Source organism: Bartonella sp. CL435QHHD, assembly GCF_042195095.1.
Taxonomy (GTDB): Bacteria; Pseudomonadota; Alphaproteobacteria; order Rhizobiales; family Rhizobiaceae; genus Bartonella.
Window position 1 is genome coordinate 128,285 of sequence record NZ_JBHINS010000081.1, and the last position, 21,113, is coordinate 149,397.

Annotated in this window: 18 protein-coding genes and 4 tRNA genes; 10 read left to right on the plus strand and 12 right to left on the minus strand. The window is 35.4% G+C overall.

Features of this window, described 5'->3' with window-relative positions; genetic code table 11:
• Positions 1 to 17 precede the first annotated feature (17 nt).
• Together purB and rpe are read right to left on the minus strand one after the other, a co-directional pair.
• Entirely contained in the window at positions 18 to 1,325 is a 1,308-nt protein-coding gene (gene purB / locus ACFILH_RS07880) for an adenylosuccinate lyase (RefSeq protein ID WP_375631281.1), read from the minus strand.
• Entirely contained in the window at positions 1,325 to 2,011 is a 687-nt protein-coding gene (gene rpe, locus ACFILH_RS07885; protein ID WP_273791176.1) for a ribulose-phosphate 3-epimerase, read from the minus strand. The genes purB and rpe overlap by 1 nt, the downstream gene beginning before the upstream one ends.
• A gap of 145 nt (positions 2,012 to 2,156) precedes the next feature.
• Here rpe and ACFILH_RS07890 point away from each other — a divergent pair, with 145 nt between their 5' ends.
• On the plus strand, positions 2,157 to 2,696 hold the full coding sequence (locus ACFILH_RS07890; protein ID WP_273791175.1) for a flavin reductase: 540 nt from the start codon (positions 2,157 to 2,159) through the stop codon (positions 2,694 to 2,696).
• Positions 2,697 to 3,013: 317 nt separating this feature from the next.
• On the plus strand, positions 3,014 to 3,430 hold the full coding sequence (dksA, locus tag ACFILH_RS07895; protein ID WP_015856486.1) for an RNA polymerase-binding protein DksA: 417 nt from the start codon (positions 3,014 to 3,016) through the stop codon (positions 3,428 to 3,430).
• Between the two features lie 51 nt (positions 3,431 to 3,481).
• Here dksA and ACFILH_RS07900 read toward each other — a convergent pair whose 3' ends face one another.
• Entirely contained in the window at positions 3,482 to 3,958 is a 477-nt protein-coding gene (locus ACFILH_RS07900; protein WP_375637472.1) for a hypothetical protein, read from the minus strand.
• Between the two features lie 212 nt (positions 3,959 to 4,170).
• On the opposite strand from ACFILH_RS07900, the gene ACFILH_RS07905 reads away from it, so the two are divergent.
• Positions 4,171 to 6,705 (plus strand): response regulator, encoded by a 2,535-nt coding sequence (locus ACFILH_RS07905; protein WP_375631258.1) that lies wholly within the window; start codon positions 4,171 to 4,173, stop codon positions 6,703 to 6,705.
• 281 nt (positions 6,706 to 6,986) lie between these two features.
• Here ACFILH_RS07905 and purN read toward each other — a convergent pair whose 3' ends face one another.
• Positions 6,987 to 7,598 (minus strand): phosphoribosylglycinamide formyltransferase, encoded by a 612-nt coding sequence (gene purN, locus ACFILH_RS07910; protein WP_375660039.1) that lies wholly within the window; start codon positions 7,596 to 7,598, stop codon positions 6,987 to 6,989.
• A complete protein-coding gene (gene purM / locus ACFILH_RS07915) occupies positions 7,595 to 8,704 on the minus strand; it encodes a phosphoribosylformylglycinamidine cyclo-ligase (protein WP_273791171.1) in 1,110 nt (369 codons plus the stop codon). Before purM ends, purN begins: the two co-directional genes overlap by 4 nt.
• 158 nt (positions 8,705 to 8,862) lie before the next feature.
• On the opposite strand from purM, the gene ACFILH_RS07920 reads away from it, so the two are divergent.
• The 5 genes from ACFILH_RS07920 (at position 8,863) to ACFILH_RS07940 (ending at position 12,058) form a co-directional block, all read left to right on the plus strand.
• Complete coding sequence (locus ACFILH_RS07920) at positions 8,863 to 10,074, plus strand: AI-2E family transporter (protein WP_273791170.1); 1,212 nt, start codon at positions 8,863 to 8,865, stop codon at positions 10,072 to 10,074.
• The gene (gene hdaA, locus ACFILH_RS07925; RefSeq protein WP_375643182.1) at positions 10,071 to 10,760 is read left to right on the plus strand and encodes a DnaA regulatory inactivator HdaA; all 690 of its coding nucleotides are present in this window, start codon (positions 10,071 to 10,073) and stop codon (positions 10,758 to 10,760) included. The genes ACFILH_RS07920 and hdaA overlap by 4 nt, the downstream gene beginning before the upstream one ends.
• Positions 10,761 to 11,470: 710 nt before the next feature.
• Positions 11,471 to 11,547 (plus strand) — tRNA-Pro (locus tag ACFILH_RS07930).
• A gap of 89 nt (positions 11,548 to 11,636) precedes the next feature.
• On the plus strand, positions 11,637 to 11,942 hold the full coding sequence (locus ACFILH_RS07935; RefSeq protein WP_273791168.1) for an ETC complex I subunit: 306 nt from the start codon (positions 11,637 to 11,639) through the stop codon (positions 11,940 to 11,942).
• A gap of 39 nt (positions 11,943 to 11,981) precedes the next feature.
• A tRNA-Arg gene (locus ACFILH_RS07940) sits at positions 11,982 to 12,058 on the plus strand.
• Positions 12,059 to 13,897: 1,839 nt separating this feature from the next.
• Here the strand turns inward: ACFILH_RS07940 and ACFILH_RS07945 are convergent.
• The 3 genes from ACFILH_RS07945 to ACFILH_RS07955 form a co-directional block, all read right to left on the minus strand.
• Positions 13,898 to 13,972 (minus strand) — tRNA-Val (locus tag ACFILH_RS07945).
• Positions 13,973 to 14,068: 96 nt separating this feature from the next.
• Positions 14,069 to 14,431 carry a cell cycle two-component system response regulator CpdR gene (cpdR, locus tag ACFILH_RS07950; protein ID WP_005773448.1) on the minus strand — a complete coding sequence of 121 codons (363 nt, stop codon included), beginning with the start codon at positions 14,429 to 14,431 and terminating at the stop codon, positions 14,069 to 14,071.
• Positions 14,432 to 15,273: 842 nt separating this feature from the next.
• Positions 15,274 to 16,191 (minus strand): alpha/beta hydrolase, encoded by a 918-nt coding sequence (locus ACFILH_RS07955; RefSeq protein ID WP_375667617.1) that lies wholly within the window; start codon positions 16,189 to 16,191, stop codon positions 15,274 to 15,276.
• Positions 16,192 to 16,449: 258 nt separating this feature from the next.
• On the opposite strand from ACFILH_RS07955, the gene ACFILH_RS07960 reads away from it, so the two are divergent.
• Positions 16,450 to 16,917 (plus strand): Hsp20 family protein, encoded by a 468-nt coding sequence (locus ACFILH_RS07960; RefSeq protein ID WP_273791398.1) that lies wholly within the window; start codon positions 16,450 to 16,452, stop codon positions 16,915 to 16,917.
• A gap of 251 nt (positions 16,918 to 17,168) precedes the next feature.
• Here the strand turns inward: ACFILH_RS07960 and ACFILH_RS07965 are convergent.
• Positions 17,169 to 17,245: transfer RNA gene (locus ACFILH_RS07965), tRNA-Pro, on the minus strand.
• A gap of 604 nt (positions 17,246 to 17,849) precedes the next feature.
• Here ACFILH_RS07965 and ACFILH_RS07970 point away from each other — a divergent pair.
• Positions 17,850 to 18,215, plus strand: a complete 366-nt coding sequence (locus tag ACFILH_RS07970) for an iron-sulfur cluster assembly accessory protein (RefSeq protein ID WP_273791397.1) — start codon at positions 17,850 to 17,852, stop codon at positions 18,213 to 18,215.
• A 70-nt stretch (positions 18,216 to 18,285) separates the two neighbouring features.
• Here the strand turns inward: ACFILH_RS07970 and mazG are convergent, their stop codons facing one another.
• Genes mazG through ACFILH_RS07985 form a run of 3 tightly spaced genes read right to left on the minus strand, consistent with a single transcriptional unit; the run spans position 18,286 to position 21,099 of the window.
• On the minus strand, positions 18,286 to 19,101 hold the full coding sequence (mazG, locus tag ACFILH_RS07975) for a nucleoside triphosphate pyrophosphohydrolase (protein WP_375637474.1): 816 nt from the start codon (positions 19,099 to 19,101) through the stop codon (positions 18,286 to 18,288).
• 33 nt (positions 19,102 to 19,134) lie between these two features.
• The gene (locus ACFILH_RS07980) at positions 19,135 to 20,064 is read right to left on the minus strand and encodes a lipid A biosynthesis lauroyl acyltransferase (RefSeq protein ID WP_273791402.1); all 930 of its coding nucleotides are present in this window, start codon (positions 20,062 to 20,064) and stop codon (positions 19,135 to 19,137) included.
• Positions 20,065 to 20,070: 6 nt separating this feature from the next.
• On the minus strand, positions 20,071 to 21,099 hold the full coding sequence (locus ACFILH_RS07985; protein ID WP_375631262.1) for a zinc-binding dehydrogenase: 1,029 nt from the start codon (positions 21,097 to 21,099) through the stop codon (positions 20,071 to 20,073).
• Between the last annotated feature and the right edge of the window lie 14 nt (positions 21,100 to 21,113).

Here is a 21,113-nt window from a genome sequence, read left to right on the forward strand (position 1 = left end):
TGGTTTTCTATGTCGCTTTATTGTTCTTCAAAAACACGTTTAAAAATCGTATTGATATGTTTGGTGTGGTAAGAAAGATCAAATTTTTCGCGAAGTTCTTCTTCACTTAAAGCTTTGGTAACATCTTTGTCATTGAGGAGTTCTTCTAAAAAATCTTTTCCTTGTTCCCAAACTTTCATCGCATTTCGTTGTACAATTCGATAAGAATCTTCACGACTAATCCCTGCTTGTGTGAGGGCTAAAAGAACCCGTTGTGAGTGAACAAGACCGCGGAATTTATTGAGATTTTTTTGCATATTTTCTGGATAGACAATAAGATTTTCAATGACAGATGTGAGGCGAGAAAGAGCAAAATCAAGTGTAATAGTCGCATCTGGAGCAATATAACGCTCAACAGATGAATGGGAAATATCACGTTCATGCCAAAGAGCTACATTTTCCATGGCTGGGAGTGCAAATGCACGTACCATACGGGCTAATCCAGTTAAATTTTCTGTTAAAACTGGATTACGTTTATGAGGCATTGCCGATGAACCTTTTTGCCCAGGTGAGAAATGTTCCTCTGCTTCAAGAACTTCTGTTCGTTGTAAATGGCGTATTTCTATCGCTAGCCTTTCAATAGAGGAAGCAATAACACCAAGTGTTGCAAAAAACATAGCATGACGATCTCTTGGTATTACTTGGGTGGAAACTGGTTCAGCACGCATCCTCAAGGCTTTTGCTACATGTTCTTCAACGCGTGGATCGATATTTGCAAAAGTTCCTACGGCTCCTGAAATCGCGCAAGTAGAAATTTCTTCTCGTGCTGCAAGAAGACGTTTGCGACAACGGGAAAATTCAGCGTATGCAAGAGCAAACTTGATTCCAAATGTTGTCGGTTCAGCATGAATGCCATGACTCCGCCCAATGGTGATTGTCTCTTTATGCTCAAAAGCACGTCTTTTTAATGCTTCAAGAAGTTGATCTATATCCTTTAGCAAAATATCACTCGCACGCATCAATTGAATGTTCAGCGTTGTATCGAGAACATCAGATGATGTCATGCCTTGGTGGATAAAACGTGCTTCTGGTCCAATGAATTCAGCTAGGTGGGTTAGAAATGCGATAACATCATGTTTGGTAATTGCTTCAATTTCATCAATGCGATTGACATCAAATTTAGCTGCTGCCCCTTTTTCCCAAATGACTTTGGCGGCTTCTTTCGGAATAATCCCTAAGTGAGCAAGGGCATCACAGGCATGGGCTTCAATTTCAAACCAAATACGATATTTTGTTTCGGGAGACCAAATTGTTACCATTGCAGGGCGGGAATAACGTGCGATCATCATTTTTTTCCTTGTTGTGAGAGGATTGCGGCTTGGCGCAATGCATTAATACGTGTTCTGTAAAGCTCTTTATTTCCATCTTTATAAATTGCAGAGCCTGCGACAAATACATTTGCACCAGCTTTTGCTGCTATCCCAATTGTATCAACGGTGATACCACCATCAACTTCAAGATCAATAGGGCGGTTTGCAATCATGCTTTTAACGCGCTTAATTTTATCTTTTATTTCTGGAATAAAACTTTGTCCACCAAAACCGGGATTGACTGTCATGATGAGAATGAGATCTAATTGATCAAGCAAATATTCAAGTACATGTTCAGGGGTGCTTGGATTGAGTGCGATTCCTGCTTTTTTTCCCATTTTTTTGATTGTTTGTAATGAACGATGAAGATGTGGACTTGCTTCAGCATGAATGGTTATAATATCTGAACCCGCTTTTGCAAAAGCTTCCAAATAAGGGTCTACTGGTGCGATCATCAGGTGGACATCAAATATTGCTTTTGTTAATGGGCGTAGAGCCTTGACTATTTCAGGACCAAAGGTGATGTTAGGAACAAAGTGCCCATCCATAATATCAAGATGAAGCCAATCTGCACCAGCATCAACAACATCTAACATTTCTTGTCCAAGTTTAGAAAAATCAGAAGCCAAGAGAGAAGGCGAAATGAGATGAGAATGGGGCATTAAAATCTCCTTGATTGGCAGTTTTTATCATATCGCTGTGTATACACAAATATCTTTTGTGTTATGACGGAAAAGAAAAAATATGTATTATAGATCTTTTTATGGAAAGATCGCTTGAAATTTTAAAGCTTTATAAGTGAAAGATATGTCGAATCATAAAACATATTTGATGCCTGAACTTCAACATAAACATACTATTGCGGTTTCTTCCCAAGAATATCGAGATGCCATGAGTCTTTTTGCAGGAGCTGTGCATATTGTGACAACAAATGGTATTAAGGGAAGACGCGGGGTGACTGTTTCGGCGTGTTGTTCTTTATCTGATGATCCTCCAACCCTTCTTGTTTGTCTCATGCGCCATAATTTAAAGAATCAGGTGTTTATGGAGAATGGAAATTTTTGTGTTAATAGCTTGGCAGGAAAGCATCGTTCATTAGCGGATGTTTTTTCGAGGCGTTGCAATTCTACACAAAATGAGCGTTTTGATGTTGCTCAATGGGGAGCTTTGCAAACGGGGGCGCCTAGTCTTTCAGACGCTCTAGCATCGTTTGATTGTCGTTTGATTTGTTGGCATGAGCACGCAACCCATTGTGTTTTGATTGGTGAGGTTGTTGCAATTAACTGTAATCAAGAAAAAGATGCTTTGATGTATTTGAAACGTGAATATCACACTTTGCCTTTATAAAGATTTTATTTTTTTGCATTGATGAAATGATTTATTGTTGCTTCATTTAGACTTTAAACAATGAATGAGAGAGTAGGGGAGGGATGGCTCTGATATCTGATATTAGATTTCCTTCTTTTTAAAGTTTTTCAATAAGCGAGAAAAATGATTCTGGATGAGATTTGATCAAGAATCCAATCTACATAAAAAGCGATTAAACCTAAACAGTGCATTTAGACATATTCGTCAATTGTTATGAAAAGACATTTTACTCTTGTGTTGATGGGTATTGCACAATATATAGACCGCACATAGCATATGTGGAGGTTTTTTATTGCATGAGCGAAGAGATTGATGGTCAATATCGCCCTAGTGAAGATGAGCCTTTTATGAATGAGCGGCAAAAGGCGTATTTTCGTGCTAAACTGGTTTCTTGGAAGAATGATATATTAAAAGAAGCTCGTGAGACTTTGGAAAATTTGCAGGAAGAGAATGTTGGTCAACCCGATTTGACTGATCGGGCTTCTTGTGAAACTGATCGTACAATCGAATTACGTGCTCGTGATCGTCAGAGGAAACTTATTTCAAAAATAGATGCTGCTTTAGAGCGCATTGATAATGGGACATACGGTTTTTGTGAAGAAACCGGCGAGCCCATTAGTATAAAGCGTCTTGAGGCTCGGCCGATAGCCGTTTTGTCATTGGAAGCGCAAGAACGTCACGAACGACGTGAAAGAGTTTATCGCGATGATTAAAGTCATTGAAATGATAAAAAACGAAATTCGTGGTGATAAAATTGTGTATTTTTATTTTTGAGGAGTAGGAATGAATAAAGATGGTTCTTGCCGCCCCTCAATTTCGGCGGTGATTGCTGAATCTTTTACCGCTTGATTCGTAAAAGGAGAGGGATTTTTATCCGATATGTTGTTTCTTTCTGTAGGGGCGGAATTTAGATGTGTGTGTGTTTCTCTCTTTTGTATTTTAGATGTACCTGTAATATCGGATTCTACAACCACATCTGTTAATCCGCCAATAAGGAGCAAATGTTCTTTATTATCGCAACGGACTAAAACAAGGCGGCGTACTCGATCTATAGAAATTACTTCACATAATGCTAATCGTGATAGACTTTTTTTTCTATTAATGCTGAATCTTCTCGTACTTAAACGACGTAAAAACAAGATAATTATGGTAATAGCTGTGATTGTTATTATAAAAAACAAAGAGCTTATCGTTATTTTCGCAGCAGATACACCTATTTGCTCTGATAACCAGATATACATAGATTTTCTCCCATTTTTGTGTGAAAATATCGTTTTTTATCGAGATAAATTTATAAATACACCCTTAAAAGGCTCACTTAAATACAAGAAATAAAATTTTTAACATTAAGTGAGCTTTCTTAGAAAGATAATATCATAGTATATACTTTATAACAATGAATATAAAGGAAGTTTTGTGATATAAGAAACAGCTAAATCTAAGGCAATGAGAGATGGATAAAGGTTTTGATAATAATAAAAGATCAGTGTCTTCTGTTCATCGAAGAGTTGTGATTTTTGGTGTTGTTTTTATATTAGTTTTTCTTTTCATTGTGGGTATTTTAGGTTTTTTTTATCCACAAAGCTATTTGCAAAAGGCGATATCAATATCTTTTTTGATTCTAGCAATTATCGGTGTTGCAACACTCGTTTTGTGTGGAATGGGCATTTTAAGATATCATGTGTGGTCGCATGAAGATTTTGATTTTAGCATCTTTAATAGGAGCGATGATGCAATTGTAATCTCTGATCTTTCTGGTTTTGTTTATTATTCTAATCAAAACTATCAAAAAATTCTGACCTATAAGCCTGAAGTGTCTTGTTATATGGTTATTGCTGATCTTCCAGGAGCAGGTGCACTCTCGTATCGCTTAAAGGTTGCTGCCTGTAATAATCTTGCAGCGCAAGAGGAATTGAGAGTAGAACAACCAATTTTTACCGATTCTACACCAAAAAAATCTGTTTGGTATAATATTTCCGTGCAGCCTATCACAAAACAGAAAAAAAAGCTTTTATTTTGGCGTATTACTGATATTTCGCATTTACAACAAACGCGAGAAGTTTTTTTCTCGAACCTTCAAGAGGCTATCAATCACTTGGATCAAGCCCCTATTGGTTTTGTATCCGTTAATAGACATGGAACTATTCTTTATGCCAATGCGATTTTTGCCGAATGGTTTTCAATTGATTTAGCGAATTTCTCAATTGGTCAATATAATTTTGATTCGTTATTTGATAGCGTTGGCGCTAAGAGCTCATGGAGTGATATCTGTTTGCAAACCAACAGATATCAAAGTTCAGGTTACTCTTTACCTTATAGGTTTTCGTTATGTTTAAATTCACACACGACTTGTGAGAAAATATTCCATTGTCTTATATCTGTTTCTTCTCTCTTAGAAGAGGAGGCCATTTATCGTATTGTGATCATTCCACAACAAATACAAAAAGAAGAGGACGATCAATTAAAATTACCCAGTATATTAGGAGAATATTTTGATGCGAGTCCTTTTGCAATAGCCGTGGTGGATCATGCAGGGCAATTGATTCATATGAATAAAGCTTTTTCATCACTCACGGGATGTATGGACAAAGCTGTCAATTTTTATGATGTTATTTCTCGTCGTGATTGTGTGCAGTTAGAGCGTTCTTTTCAGAGAATTGCGACAAATAAAAATTATTTTGTTTCTCTAGAAACTGTTTTAGAAAAAAATGAAGAATGCCATTTACGACTCCATATTATGTCTGTACCGCCTTATCATGGTGATGCATTGCAAGATTTGCTTATTATCTCTGTCATTGAAACAACCGAACAAAAAACACTTGAAGACAAAATGATGCAAAGTCAGAAGATGCAAGCTGTAGGACAATTGGCTGGCGGCATTGCTCATGATTTTAATAATGTTTTAACAGCAATTTTAATGTCGTGTGATCTTCTTTTAAATACGCATCGTAGTTCTGATCCTGCTCATGCTGATCTGATCAATATTAAAAATAATGCTAATCGAGCAGCTGCTCTTGTACAGCAATTATTAGCTTTTTCTAGAAAGCAAACACTTCGACCTGAAGAAGTTGATTTTACTGAATTTTTATCAGATATCCGCAATCTTATTTTACCACTTTTGGGGAATAATATTCAGTTAAAAATTATCCATGGAAGAGATTTGTGGAGCGTTGAAGTTGATCAAGCATCTTTCCAGCGTGTTATTATGAATTTGGTTATTAATGCGCGTGATGCCATGTTAGATGGAGGTATTGTTACGATTGCGACAAACAATATTACAAAGCAACAAAGTGCTGAATTTAATCATCTTGGTTTAGCAATTGGCGAGTATGTGCAATTGACTATTTCAGATACAGGGGCTGGTATATCTGCTGCTATACAAGAAAAAATGTTTGAGCCATTTTTTACAACAAAAGAAGTTGGAAAAGGAACAGGACTTGGTTTATCAATGGTTTATGGAATTATCAAGCAGAGCGGTGGGTACATTTATTGTGAAAGTAAAGAAGGTGAAGGAGCAACATTTCATATTTTTCTTCCCCGTTATATCCCCAATATAAAAGGAGAAATTTCTCAAAAGATTGAAAAAGATGAAGAGAAAGATAAAAATATAGACTTAACAGGATCTGCGACTGTTTTATTGGTTGAAGATGAAGATGCGGTCAGAATGGGGGGGGTAAGAGCTCTTCAAATGAGAGGATATACGGTTTTAGAGGCAGCAAGTGGGGTGGAAGCACTCTCTATTCTTGAGGAACAAAAAGGAGAAGTTGATATTATTGTTTCCGATGTGGTGATGCCAGAAATGGATGGGCCCACTTTATTGAAGGAAGTCCGTAAAAACTATCCTGATATCAAATTTCTTTTCGTTTCTGGATATGCAAAAGATGCCTTTGCTAAAAATCTTCCACAAGATGCTGTTTTTGGTTTTTTATCTAAGCCTTTTACACTCAAACAGTTAGCTGTAACAGTTAAAGAAACACTTTCGTCATAAACAAAAATTTATGCAATAGAAAATTGCGTATTTTAAGACTTTTTAGGCGAAATACGAGAGTATTTTGATAAATAGAGCTTATGATAATGTCATAGAATTGAATAAAGAAGAAAAATTTTAAAAATGAACTAAAATTCAAAAAATTACATATTTTGTGCAAAAATTTATGAAGAGATGGACTCTATTATGTCAATATTTCATAGAGATTTTCAATTGTAGATACTGAGCAAAAACTATGTGTAAAGCATTGAAATATGCTGATTAATAGATTGTTGATACACTCAAAAAGATAAAAGCTGTTGTTGCGTATCGACCATTTTGCTCTTCCCTTCAATAAATGCTTTTAAGGCTTCGGGATAGAGTTTATGCTCTGCTTTAAGAACTCTTTGTGCTAAGCACTTAGCAGTATCATGGGGATAGACTGGAACGGCTGCTTGGGCAAGGATTTTTCCTGCATCCATGTCTTCTGTAACAAGGTGAACAGTGCAACCCGTGATTTTTACACCTGCTTGTAAAGCTTTTTCATGTGTGTTTAAGCCTTTAAATGAAGGCAAAAGAGAAGGATGAATGTTTAAAATTCGTCCTTCATAAAGTTTTACAAAACGTGGTGAGATAAGGCGCATATACCCTGCAAAGCAGAGAAAATCCGGTTTATATTGATTTAAAATTGTAAAAATATTTTCTTCATGCTCTTCTTTTGTTTTGTAAATTTTACGATCAACAATATGAATAGGTAAGTTATGGTTTTGCGCTTTTTCAATACCGTTGGCACGCGGATTATCGCAAATAACCGCAACGATTTCAGCAGGATATGCCGTTTGTTGACTAGCTTGAGCAAGGGCGACCATATTGGATCCATTACCAGAAATGAAAACGACGATTTGTTTTTTCATAAATGCAGTACCCCTTTATAAAGTATTCCTTTATTTTGATCTTGGCATTTTGTTAAAATGCCAAGGGGAGTTACAGTCTCTCCTTTTCTTTCAAGAGCTTGTGTAATTGTTTCAGCTGCATGCTGTGCTACGATAATGATCATGCCAATACCACAATTAAATGTTCTTAACATTTCTGTTTCTTCTATTTTACCTTGTTTGGCAATCCATGAAAATACTGCTGGAACATTGATGTTAGAAAGATTAACTTCAGCGCAGAGAGAGGATGGAAGGACACGTGGAATATTTTCAGGAAAACCTCCACCCGTAATATGAGCAAGAGCTTTAATCCCTTCATATTTTCTCATGATGGGAAGAAGCGATTTTACATAAATGCGTGTTGGTGTAAGAAGTGCTATACCAAGGCTGCTTTCGGGGGAAAAAGGGGCAGGGTCATTCCATTTGAGATAATTTTGCTGGATGATTCGTCGAACAAGCGAAAAGCCATTGGAATGAATTCCAGAGGCGCTTAGACCTAATATAATATCACCTTCTGTCAAATCTTTTGAAGGGAGTAACTTGCTACGTTCGCATGCTCCAACAGCAAAACCAGCTAGATCATAATCTCCCTCTGCATACATTCCTGGCATTTCTGCAGTTTCTCCTCCAATAAGAGCAGCACCGGCTTGTTTACATCCTTCTGCAATACCGGAAACAATCGCAGCTCCTTGTTCAGGGTCAAGCTTTCCAGTTGCAAAATAATCCAGAAAAAAGAGAGGTTCAGCCCCTTGTACGAGTAAATCATTGACACACATAGCTACAAGATCAATACCTACAGTGTTATGGTGACCTACTTCAATGGCAATTTTTAATTTTGTTCCCACACCATCATTGGCTGCTACTAGGATAGGATCCGTAAAGCCTGCTGCTTTTAAATCAAAAAGTCCACCAAAACCGCCAATTTCTGCATCTGTTCCGGCTCGTTTTGTTGCGCGTATAAAGGGTTTAATTTTTTCTACCATGGCATTACCCATATCGATGTTTACACCGGCTTTTGCGTAGGTAAGACCAGCTTTGGATTTATCCCCAGCCTTGGATTTATTATTTGTAAGATCTTGATTGCTCATTGGAGCCTTCCTTTAATGGAAAATCAGGTTTTGATATTATGCAATGCCATGATAGAGTTCTCTCTGCAAGAGATATTGATAAGAAAATAAGCAACTTTTCTTGTACCTTATTTTGAAGTTGTTTATAATTTTTTGTGAAGAATTTTTTAGGATATTTTATGAGCAAGATATCAGATAATCACGGACAGTCCTCTTGGCAGCTTATGAGAAAGAAAGTGAGTGAGAATACATCTCGTGATCGTTATAAGACTTATGTGCCAGCGTATACTCAATTACCTTTGCCGAATAATATGAAAAGGCAAATCTTTTTTTGGCTTGGTACGCTGATTTTTTTCATTTTTTTTATGTTTGTTTTTGGATCAATTTTGCTTCCTTTTGTGGCAGGGATTGTGTTGGCTTATTTTCTCAATCCCATTGTTCAATTACTTGAAAAATTTGGTATTCGTCGTGTGTTTGGGACTGTCCTTATCACCCTATTTATTGTTATTACCTTTGTTGCTGCTTTAATTATTTTGATTCCTGTTATTAGTTGGCAAATACAGCAATTTATGAGTGATGGTTTACCTGTTTACATTAATCGTATTCAAACCTTTTTTGTTGAGCATGATTTTGATTGGTTAAGGCGCTATTTTGGAAGTGATCCAAATGAATTACGGAATAATATTAAAGGATTTTTGGGAGAAGGTTCGGATTTTATTACGTCTCTTTTGAATTCACTTTTAAAGTCAGGAAAATCAATCGTTAATATCGTTAGCCTATTTGTTGTGGCACCTGTGGTGGCATTTTATATGTTATTAGATTGGCCACGTATGGTAACAGCAATCGATTCGTTAATACCGCGTGATCATCTTGAAACTGTTCGTAGTATTTTTCATGAAATGGATAGAGCTATTGCAGGCTTTGTTCGTGGACAAGGAACAGTTTGTCTCATATTGGGAGGCTATTATGCTATTGGTTTAACGATTGCAGGACTCAATTTTAGTCTTTTGATTGGTATGTTTATTGGTCTTATTAGCTTTGTTCCTTATATCGGCACAATGAGTGGCTTGGTCCTTTCTGTTGGTATTGCATGGGTCCAGTTTTATCCCAATAATTGGGGGGGAATCATCGTTGTGATGGCACTTTTTTTAATTGGTCAGTTTATTGAAGGTTATATCCTTCAACCCAAGCTTGTAGGTTCATCAGTGGGATTACATCCCGTATGGTTGATGTTTTCACTTTTTGCTTTTTCTTCACTCTTTGGTTTTACTGGTATGCTTGTTGCTATTCCTGCGGCCGCGGCTGTTGGCGTTTTAGTTCGTTTTGCTCTTCATACTTATCTGAGTTCTCAGATGTATTCGCGAAGCGGAAATTCGGAGCCGCTAAAATGAATGGGCGTGAAACGCAATTATCTTTAAATTTTCCCTATGATCCGATTTTTCAATTTGAGGATTTAGTGGTAACGGAAAGCAATCGTATGGCTTTTCAGCTTATTGATCACTGGCCCAATTGGAGCTTACCTATTGCAGTTTTGGTTGGTAAAGAAGGCTCTGGAAAAACGCACTTTTCTAATATATGGCTCCAAAAAGCAGATGCTTTCAGGATTCAGCACAATGAAATTGATCAGGCTATTACTATGGCTTCTTTAGGCAGATCATTTTTAATAGAGGATATTGATACAGGTGAAATCAATGAGACAGAACTTTTTCATTTAATTAACAGTATTAAGCAAGCAAATCTTGATGCACGACAGGCTACTTTATTGATGACGGCACAAACACTTCCTTCCGCTTGGAATTTAATGTTAAATGATCTAAAAAGTCGTCTTAATTCGGTGATGTTCGTTGAAATTAATCAGCCTGATGATGCATTGTTAACAGCTGTTGCATTTAAGCTTTTTTCAGATAGGCAACTTATTGTACATCCAGATACGGTTTATTATCTTGTAAGTCGTTGTGAACGTTCTTTATTTTCATTGAAGCGTGTTATTGATTCTGTTGATCAGTTGGCATTACAAAGAAAAAGAAAAATAACACGTTCTGTTATTGCTGAAGTTTTGAATAGAAGAAATCCGTAAATACTCCTTATCATGGCTTACTTATTCTGTCCTTCTACTATCGTTTCAATACGTGGAAAGACAAGTCATTTAAATTTTCTCCTTTTTGGATATCTATATAAAAGTAAAAAATAATATTTTTTACTTTTATCATGTGTTTATTTTAAATAGCTTTGAGATTTTATTGTATGATGTTGAATTCTTTCCATCTTCGCATTTGAAAATTTTTCTAAAAAGAGCGCTTTATTTTATTTATAATAAAATCTTTGTGCTTTGAAAAAATGTTTGTTGTTTATGGATTTGGATTGTAGAAGATTCTAGAATTTTTAATAAAAGCGTCTTTGGGAAGATAGAAAAAGAGAGGAAAAAGCTTAATACAGCTGAATTTTTTGGCTTATGTGCTCTTTGGGAAAGTTTTTCTATGATATTTAAGTCGTTTTTTTCTAAAATTGTATCTGTGGAATGCGTTTTGATACAGTGAGAGCTTGCTTAAAACAGGACAAAAATTATGAAGTCCTTATAGAGAAATTCATTCTTTTTTAATATAGATTGGATTTTCTACGGAGGTTATTTTCTACTACTTGTTAATAAATCTGTTATTGAATAGGGAAAAAGATTTAAAAATGTGCTTTTTTGTAAAGAAATGCAACAAAATTAAAAAAAAGTGTGTTTTTCTCTTGCACTTCTGTTGTGAAAATTTTAGGAAATGTGCATCAAGTAAATGTAAATGGCGGAGCGTAGCGCAGCCTGGTAGCGCACCTGATTTGGGATCAGGGGGTCGTAGGTTCGAATCCTATCGCTCCGACCATATTTGATTGAGTGTGTGAGAATGACCCAATTGGGTACGTGTGGTGAGAAACTATCATTCAAGCGTTGTGTAATCTGAAGGAAAAAGGCATGATCGCACGTATTTATAGTCCTGCTAAGACAGCTATGCAGTCAGGTAAGGGGAATACAGGTTTTTGGATTCTAGAGTATGAGCCGGTGAAAGCGAAAATGCTTGAACCTCTTATGGGGTACACGGCAACGTCTGATATGAATAATCAGGTAAGAATCCGATTTAATAGGAAGGAAGAAGCGATTGCTTTTGCGCGTAAGAATGCTATCTCTTACCGTGTAGAAAAGAAACATACGTCGATTCGACGTGCTATTTCTTATTCTGATAATTTTCGCAGTGATCGGCAGCATTCTTGGACACATTGAATTAAAGATGCTATTTTGAATTGAGAAAATAATCAGTTGGGTCCCGTAGCTCAGCTGGATAGAGCAACGGCCTTCTAAGCCGTGGGTCACAGGTTCGAATCCTGTCGGGATCACCATGTTTAAATGATATTAATAGGCTATAAAAAGTTAGAGAGTTTTCCTTTTATTCTATTAGCTTATTTTTCTGTAAACTCCCGAACCTTTTTGATGTTTTTTGGTTGATTTTGTTGCTAAACGTTTTCTGTTGACTGTTTTAGTATAAAATGATGCTGTTTTCTCTTTTTTCAGTAAAAATTGCTTTTGATTGCTGAAACTTTAGCATTGCATATTCTTGCCGCGTGTTGCTACTATATCACATGCTTTAGGAAACAGATTGCAAAAACTCTTTTTTACGAGCTTCTTTTCATCTTTCTGAAAATGAATATTTTATTTCTTAGATTAGATTTAAGCATTGCGGCTAATGCTGGTGAAATTGCCAAAAAACATCTATTGTGATTTTTTTTATTTTTTATGAATAATATTATTACGTTTTTCAGCATGATCTTTGGTAAGATCGATTTTGATTAGATACAAGGCATGATGGATTCGATTTAGAACTGTTTATGATGAGAATTTACAGACGGCACAAGAGGTAGGGAATATCTTCTTGTCTTGGAAGCTGTGATTCATAACGAATTACTTCTTTATGGTTTTTTCGTATAAAAAGTTGTTATATGTGCCGTCCAGATAAGATATTGTTTTTTTCAATGAGAGACACTTGCGGACAATTTGATTTAACATGATTGTCACTGTTTCTCAGGTAGGGTTATAGGTTGCATCAATGTTTAGGTTTTCTTAGTCTTATAGGTTTAAGAATGTATACTGTGTATTTATATGAATGAAGATAGATTGTATCTTAGAGTTAAATTTTTAGATTTCATATTTACATTTTCAAATGTTTTTTCTTATTTCTTTATAGTTTGTACATCATGTTAGAAGTATTTTAATATTGGATAACAATCACATTAAAATGTTATACAGATGAGATCTGAAGATCTAAACTCACACGGTTCAAGGTGATCATTATTTCAATAAGAATATAGTGTGAGGAGAATGCCATTTTACAGGCTTTGTTTTAAGAGATATCTCTTAAAGCTCACTTTACGCTGGCGCTCGTGAATGGTACAATGATAAATCCATTGAGCTCCATCATCTTTACACTTATGAAGAAATAAGCTGACGCTATCATATACTTTGCCTATTTGTCAGCTTCCGATGTTGCAATAGATTTTAGCACTTGAGGCATTTATCGGCATTTTTGTGCTTTTTTATACAATTTTTACTTAATACTAATTCCTCTTATGACGTGTAAGAGAGACGGTTTTGTTTGATTCAATATAAATAGGTTTGAAATGAGAAAACATTACGATATTCGGATTTCTCATTGAACATGGCAAACAATAAAACATGATTATAAATCAATGTATTTTTAGAATGAAAAAATTTGCTTTTATCGTGTTTTTTTACTCTTTTTGATATTTTATTATAATTTGTAATTGGTAAACTCAAAATACAGCTCTAAGGTTAAGTGTTTTATATCTATCGAAGTGACTGTGGTTATATCTAACTGTTTGGACAACAAGTGTATACCAATAGACATGAAAGAATTAAGAAAAACAGGGGATAGATCAGGAAATAAACAATATTTTTTAGAACAGAAGCCTATGCTTGTCGAAAGAATTTTAAAATCCAACTTCTAATCTGTTGCAAAATGATGTTGTTATTACGTTTGTGATACTTTTAGATGGCTTCCCCCAAGAGGCGCTATCAGAACGTAAAAAATATTAGAAACACTCCCTAAGGCATGCCCTTTGTAGAGGCATGTTGCAAAATCTTATTTCCGAACCTTTATTTACGCATCCCGCACCTTGGAAGAATACGATAATTCAATAATTTATTTATACTATAAAGTTGAATGGTGGGCGTGACAGGGATTGAACCTGTGACCCCTACGATGTCAACGTAGTGCTCTCCCGCTGAGCTACACGCCCATTCATTGATGTTGCATACACCATATAGAATGCCAAACGTCAATGCCTAATTTCATTTTCTCTTTCAACAGATGCAAATAACTTTAAAAATACTTTTTAAGCAGCGATAAGGATCTTTTCAACTTCATTGACGAGTTCACGTAAGTGAAATGGCTTAGAGAGAACCTTTGCATCAGGAGGGGCATCACTATTTGAATTGAGTGCTACTGCTGCAAAACCTGTAATGAACATTACTCGTAAATCAGGGTCAATCTCAGTAGCACGTCGTGCAAGTTCGATTCCGTCCATCTCTGGCATCACAATATCAGTCAGGAGAAGGGAAAATGGCTCTTCTTGTAAACGTTCATATGCGCTAATACCATTATCGAAATCGGCGACTTCGTAGCCTGCACGTTCTAAGGCCTTTACGAGAAAGCGACGCATATCGTTATCATCTTCTGCGAGCAGGATTCGTTTCATGATTATGTTCCAATGGCTCCATTTGTCAGAGTTTTGCCGCATCAATTATACAATATAGAGTATTTAGAAAAAAGATGGTAAAATGCTCATAATTGAAATGAATGGCAAAATGGTTAATTCTTACATTCTTATTCAGAATACAGCATATTCGTTGTGAGTTGGTTAAATTCGAAATATATGTGATTTTGAAAAAAGAAGGGGGGCTCTAAAACTTCTAAGATGATTCATTGCTATCTTTTCTTTTAAATTTGCTGATTATTATCAGAATTCCATTAAAAAACTTATGAAAACCATTATTGTAGGGACTTCCTATATCGAGAAATTAAAAGAATATTATGTTAATTTATTGTTTTTAAAAAGTTCTCCTAAGAAATAGAAATTTTATAGTTATTTGTTTTTATAGAGATTTGTAATAAATATTATAAATGCGCTTTATTTCCAGTTTTTTTCCTTAAATAGATGAAAAATATTATTTTTCTAGATATAATATTAAATGAACATTTTATAACAAATCAAAAATAGTATTTTGATGCTTTATTTATAAATATGTATCATGTTATATTAAGATAGATTTATTATTTTTATTTATATAAGTAGTTTTTTATTAAGTTATTTTTTATGATATAAAATAATATTGTTTAATGTAATGATATACTTTGTATATTAGTTTTTTTATTAGAATGCGTGGTGAATATTTAGGTCATGGCTTGTCTGTAGAGGCTAGAAAACGAATCATATGAGTGATTGGAAAGTAAAATCCATTATATTAAAAAGTGTTTGTAGATCCAATGCTCGTAGAAAATTTCTTTTTTGATAGGGCGGAGCAGAATTAAGGTTTAGTGTTATTTTACAGATACATTATAGGGAATAAATGCATCAAATGCAGCCCAAAATTGCTTTTTATAATCTTCGTTAACCATAATTGTATCCAGTTCAGCGCCTGTAATAGTAATACTTTCTGTCAGACGTGTGTGTTGGCATAATTGCTGCACTTCAATGTTGTTTGCAATATTATTTTGATTGGCAAGAATAAAGAGTGTTGGGATTCGTAAATCTCCATGAAGTACATTTCTCTTCACAGAATCAATCGCATTAAATACTGATGCTATCCATTGGGATGTTGGGGGCTTAATGGAAGAGAGCGGCACTTTATGTATGTGTCCCAATTGTATATTTTTTTGTTTTGTTTTGTTTAATTTTTTACCATCTTTCGCTGGTATAAAGCCAAGACCTATATCAGAAAGAAATTGTGTTAATTTATGTTGAAAACCATTTGTTTTATTGCCGAATGGAGCAAAAAGGGGAGAAACACAGAGCAATCTATTAAACTGATGATTAATGAGATCTAATCCGCTAAGTGCTATCAATCCACCTATGCCGTAGGCAAGCATAGAGTAAGGTGGCGGACAATTAGGATAAACAATATTTTTAAGAAATTTATATAAGTCATTAATATCGTTATTTATATCAAAATAATGATGTCTGTTTTGTTTTCTTATCTTGAGGGATGTTTTTTCTTGATCAAACCAGTCAAATATTGCTGTATGAAAACCGCGTTTAGAAATTTCATTTATTAATAAAAAATATTTTTCTAAAGTATTTGCGTAACTTTTGAGAATAACAATTGTTCCCTTAGATTTTTCCACCTCAGGATATGTTATAGCAAAACGAATTTCATGATCTATTGCTATTTTAAGAGTACCATGATGGACATTAAGAGGAGTGGCCCCCCAGTCTATGGGATAAAGAGGTGTTTCCAATTGAAATCCTTTACAATGTATTTGCTGCTTAGTGCTTTGACATTTATGTAATGAAGAAAAAGGATTTAAAAAGGGGTATATTGCTTTTTAGATAGTTTTTATCAATTTAGGTCCCAAAGAGTTGAAATAAAGAAAAACGATTACTAGATAATATAGTGTGGTTGCCATGATGGGGCCGCAGGTTCACAAGTAAGTTTGCCATGTGGGAACTTTGTGAATTAGTTATAAATTATAGTCGCTCTAGAGGAGGGCAATATTATGCGTCAAGTAGATTTTTCACCATTTTATCGTTCCACAGTAGGTTTTGATCATCTTTTTAACTGGTTTGATTCTAGAACACAACCAGACGAAGTTTCTTCTTATCCCCCTTATAATATCGAGCGTTTAACTGAAGATTCTTATAGAATTTCTATGGCTGTTGCTGGTTTTTCTCAAGATGAAATTGATATTGAAACGCATTGTAACCAGCTGATCGTTAAGGGAGACAGAAAGTCTAAAAATGATGATGAAGAGCGAGAATTCCTTTATCGAGGTATTGCTTCGCGTGCTTTTGAACGGCGTTTTCATTTAGCTGATCATGTTAAGGTTATTGGGGCAGAACTTGGAGATGGACTTCTTCATATTCAGCTTAAAAGGGAAATGCCAGCTGAATTAAAACCTAAAAAGATAACCGTACAGATGTCACCATCCATTACAAAAAATGATAACAGCGACATTATCGTGTAAAGAAAATTTAGAAAATATGAGATCGAATAATTATAAATTTTTCTGAAGAATAAAAAACGCGAGACAAAAGGTCTCGCGTTTCGTATGTGTTTTCCTAAGAAGAAGCGCATTTAAATAAAACAGCTTATCTCGAATTTATGATAAAATATCATTGCACATTATTCTATGTTGAAGAAAAATTTCATGTGTGTGCAATTGAAATGCATAATCATTCACTTTTTAAGTAAGCTTATTTTATAGCATTTTAAAAATGGTCGGAGCGGCGGGATTTGAACCCACGACCCCTTGACCCCCAGTCAAGTGCGCTACCAAGCTGCGCTACGCTCCGAGTTTGTGTAAAACGATTAAATGACTGTTTCTTTAAAGGCAAGAGAAAAAATAAACAGAATAATCTAAAATGCTCTTGCACTTAGAGCTTTTGAAAGTAAAAATTTTGGACATCAATATTTTGTTGTTAATTCAAGATAAATAACGAATTTGTAAAATTCTTTGTGATCATTAAATTTTTAGCACTATAGTTAATAGATGTATGCATTTAATTACTTTTGAGATTGTGAGGGGGTAAGATTGGTGACTTTAGGGGTATGAATTGGAGCAAATGAGTGCGGAAGGTATATTTTTTTTCTTACCTAATCGTTACTTTTCTAAAAAGATAAAGATTTTCAAAAGAAGAGGAGTGAATGTATGGTTTTGAAAAGTTTTCGTTTTTTTAGAGTTTTTATAGATGAGGTATTTTGCATTTTATGTGGACAAAAAATTGTAAGTTCTGGATTATATAATCACAAATCTCATTTTACGGGTATGTATTTTTATCCAAATAAACAAGGTCAGAATGCTTTAATTTATGTTTTGTTTTTTTTCTGAAATATCAGATAAAATATTATAGAGGAAAAACTTTCAAAGTGTCTATTGAACTAAGAAAAGAGTAAACTATGAGCCGTTTTTCGGTAATAAATTTGACGCAAGCAGCAGTGGATCGTGTTAAAGCGATTATGGATGCAAAAGATGCACAGGGTATTCTTGTTGGTATCAAAAAAGGTGGTTGTGCAGGGATGGAGTATACAATTACTCTTGTCAAAGAAAAGGGGATAGATGCGGATGTTGTTGAAGTGAATGGTGCCCGTGTTTTTGTAGCACATGATGCGGTATTATTTTTATTAGGGACGCAGATGGATTATGAAGTGACAACGCTGCGGTCTGGTTTTATCTTTAAAAATCCTAATCAAGTTTCAGCATGCGGGTGTGGAGAATCGGTGGAACTTCGTCCTGCTACGCAGGATCAATATAAAACAAATTGAGCTGAGCTAAATTATAATTTAGTAATTTTAGAGGGGCTTGTTCTTTTAGGTAGAAGAAATCTACTATTTTTTATTGTTCATTTTTAGCTTGCTTCCAAAGTGCTTCCATTTCATTCAAGGATGCGTCAGTGAGTGTTTTAGATTGAGTGGATAGCTTTTCTTCAATATAGGCGAAACGATTTCGAAATTTTATATTCGTTTTTTTTAATGCTTTTTGTGAATCAATCGCTAAGTGGCGCGCGAGGTTAAGGAGTATAAAGTAGAGATCTCCAAACTCTGCTTCTATCTCTGAGTTTTGTTTATTTTTGATGGCTTCTTTGAGCTCTTCGAGTTCTTCTTCTATTTTTTCAAAAACTTTATCACTTTTTTGCCAATCAAAACCTACTTTAGCTGCTGCTTCTTGTAAAGCAAGTGCCTCTTGGTTTGCTGGCTGGATTTGTTTTACTTTTGCGAGTATGCTTGTGGAGGAATTGTTGTTTTTTTCTTCGCACATTCTTTTTTGTTCAACCTGTTCTCTTTTTTTTATATATTCCCACTCCTCTTTTATAAATCCTCGTTTTTTTTGCTCGGCATTTCCAAAAACATGAGGATGGCGTCGAATCATTTTTTCCGTGATTGCATAAACAACATCTTCAAAAGTAAAGCTGCCTTCTTCTTGTGCTATGGTAGCATGATAGACAACTTGTAAAAGAAGATCCCCAAGTTCTTCACAGAGATCCTTTCGATTCTTTCGTTCAATGGCATCGATGACTTCGTAAACTTCTTCGAGCATATAGGGTATGAGGGATTCAAAAGTTTGTTTTTTATGCCAGATACAACCATTATCAGAGTTTCGTAATGCAGTGATAATTGCAGTGAGATCTTTGATATCTTTTGAGGCTAACATTTTGCACTTCCTTTGTAAGTAATAGAGCTTATGTTAGATGTCCCAACGCCTATGTAACCACATCCATTGTCCAGGATATTCACGGACCCAAGATTCAACAATATCATTTAATTTTTGCGTAGAAGCAGCTATATCGATATCATTTTTTTCATCACGTGGAAGTTCTACATGTTCATATAACTCTAAACGATGACGTCCACTAGGCAAACGAATACAACGTGCTGGATAAATATCACAGTCATATTGTCGAGCAAGTTTTATAATTAAGGGGTTTGTTTTAAGAGGTCTGTTAAAAAATGTTCCCATGATACCGCGGCGAAATTTTTGATCAACGAGCATACCAACATTTTCACCTTCTTCTAATTTGGCTGCTAATGCCCATGCTGCTCCGGCCTTGGAGGGAACAAGGTGTCCCATAGAAGTTTGTCGTGCTTTAAGGATTCGTTTGGCAACATAGGGATTATTGGGTGGTCTAAATAATACCGTAACATTAAGATCAAAACTTTGTGCACAAATAGGCAGAAGTTCAAAATTTCCAGTATGTGCGGTGAAAAAAATATGTGGTTTTTTTTCATTTTTTAATCGCTCAAATATTTCAATACCTTTAACCTCAATGAAACCTGGCTCATCTGCATGAGGATCAAAATCAAAAATTTTATCAAGAAAAATATATTCGGCTAGGAAACGTCCTATATTTTCCCACATTTCTATTGCAATCGCACGGAGTTCTTGCTCTGTTTTTTCTGGATATGCACTCCTAAGGTTTGCAAGTGTGATTTGATGACGATGTACAAGGGGACCAATTTTTTTTGCTAACCAAGCAAAAAAAGAAATTCCCATTTTGGCTGGAAAACATTTTAGAATAAATAAAGAACCAAAGAGCAGATATGCCCATAACAAGTAGGATATTTTTTTAGCTATAATTTTAATACGATATATGAGATTTTTAAGAGAAAGCTTCATCATGATTTAATCGATTTTAAGGATAATTTTACCAAAAACATCACGGCTCTCCATTCGTTTTAAAGCTGTATCAATTTCATCCAGCCCAACAATTGTATCAATGACAGGGTGTACGGCTTTTTGTGCCATTTTTTGCATGGCATTTTTCATATTTTCCATACGGCAGCCAAATGAACCGAATATCTTAAGCTGTTGCTGGAATAATTGCATGAGATTTATTGGTGCTGAAACACCAGAGGTAGAACCGCAAGTCACTAAACGTGCTCCTTTTTTCATACATAACAGAGAACCGTTCCATGTATCTACACCAACATGCTCAAAAACAACGTCAACACCTTTTTTTTGGGTTAATTTACGCACTACACCTTCAAAACGATCTTTACGATAATTAATCACATGATCTGCCCCAAGAGAGTGTGCTTTTGCAATTTTTTCATCTGAACCTACAGTTGTGATAACTGTACAGCCCATGTGTTTTGCAAGTTGAATGGCTGCAGAACCAATACCTGAACCACCAGCCTGTATCAGGATTGTTTCTCCTGCTTGTAGTTTTGCGTTATCGAAAAGCATATGTTCTACGGTACCAAAAGTAATTGGAGCAACTGCTGCTTGCAATTCATCACATTGGAGAGGGGCTGGAACTAATAAACGTGCTGGCAAATTGACAAGCTCACACGCAAATCCATCAAGGTGAAAACCGTAGACTCCCTTTACCTGACTGCAAAGATTATCCCGTCCTTCATGACAAGCTTGGCATACTCCGCAGGTTTGTGCACCATAAATTGAGACAATCTGTCCAAGTTGGAGATGTTCAACGCCATCTCCTATTTGTATAACCTCACCAGAGGCTTCTGCACCAATGATGAGTGGCATTTTTCTTTTCGCAAAAGCCATGCCACGCCATCCCCATACATCAATATGATTAAGAGCAACGGCTTTTATCCGCACAGTTACTTCACCTATACTAGGTGAAGATGGCGGGGAAATATTGGTGATTTCAAGCCGACGATCATCGAAGAGTTGCAGTGCACGCATTATCATCCCCCTTA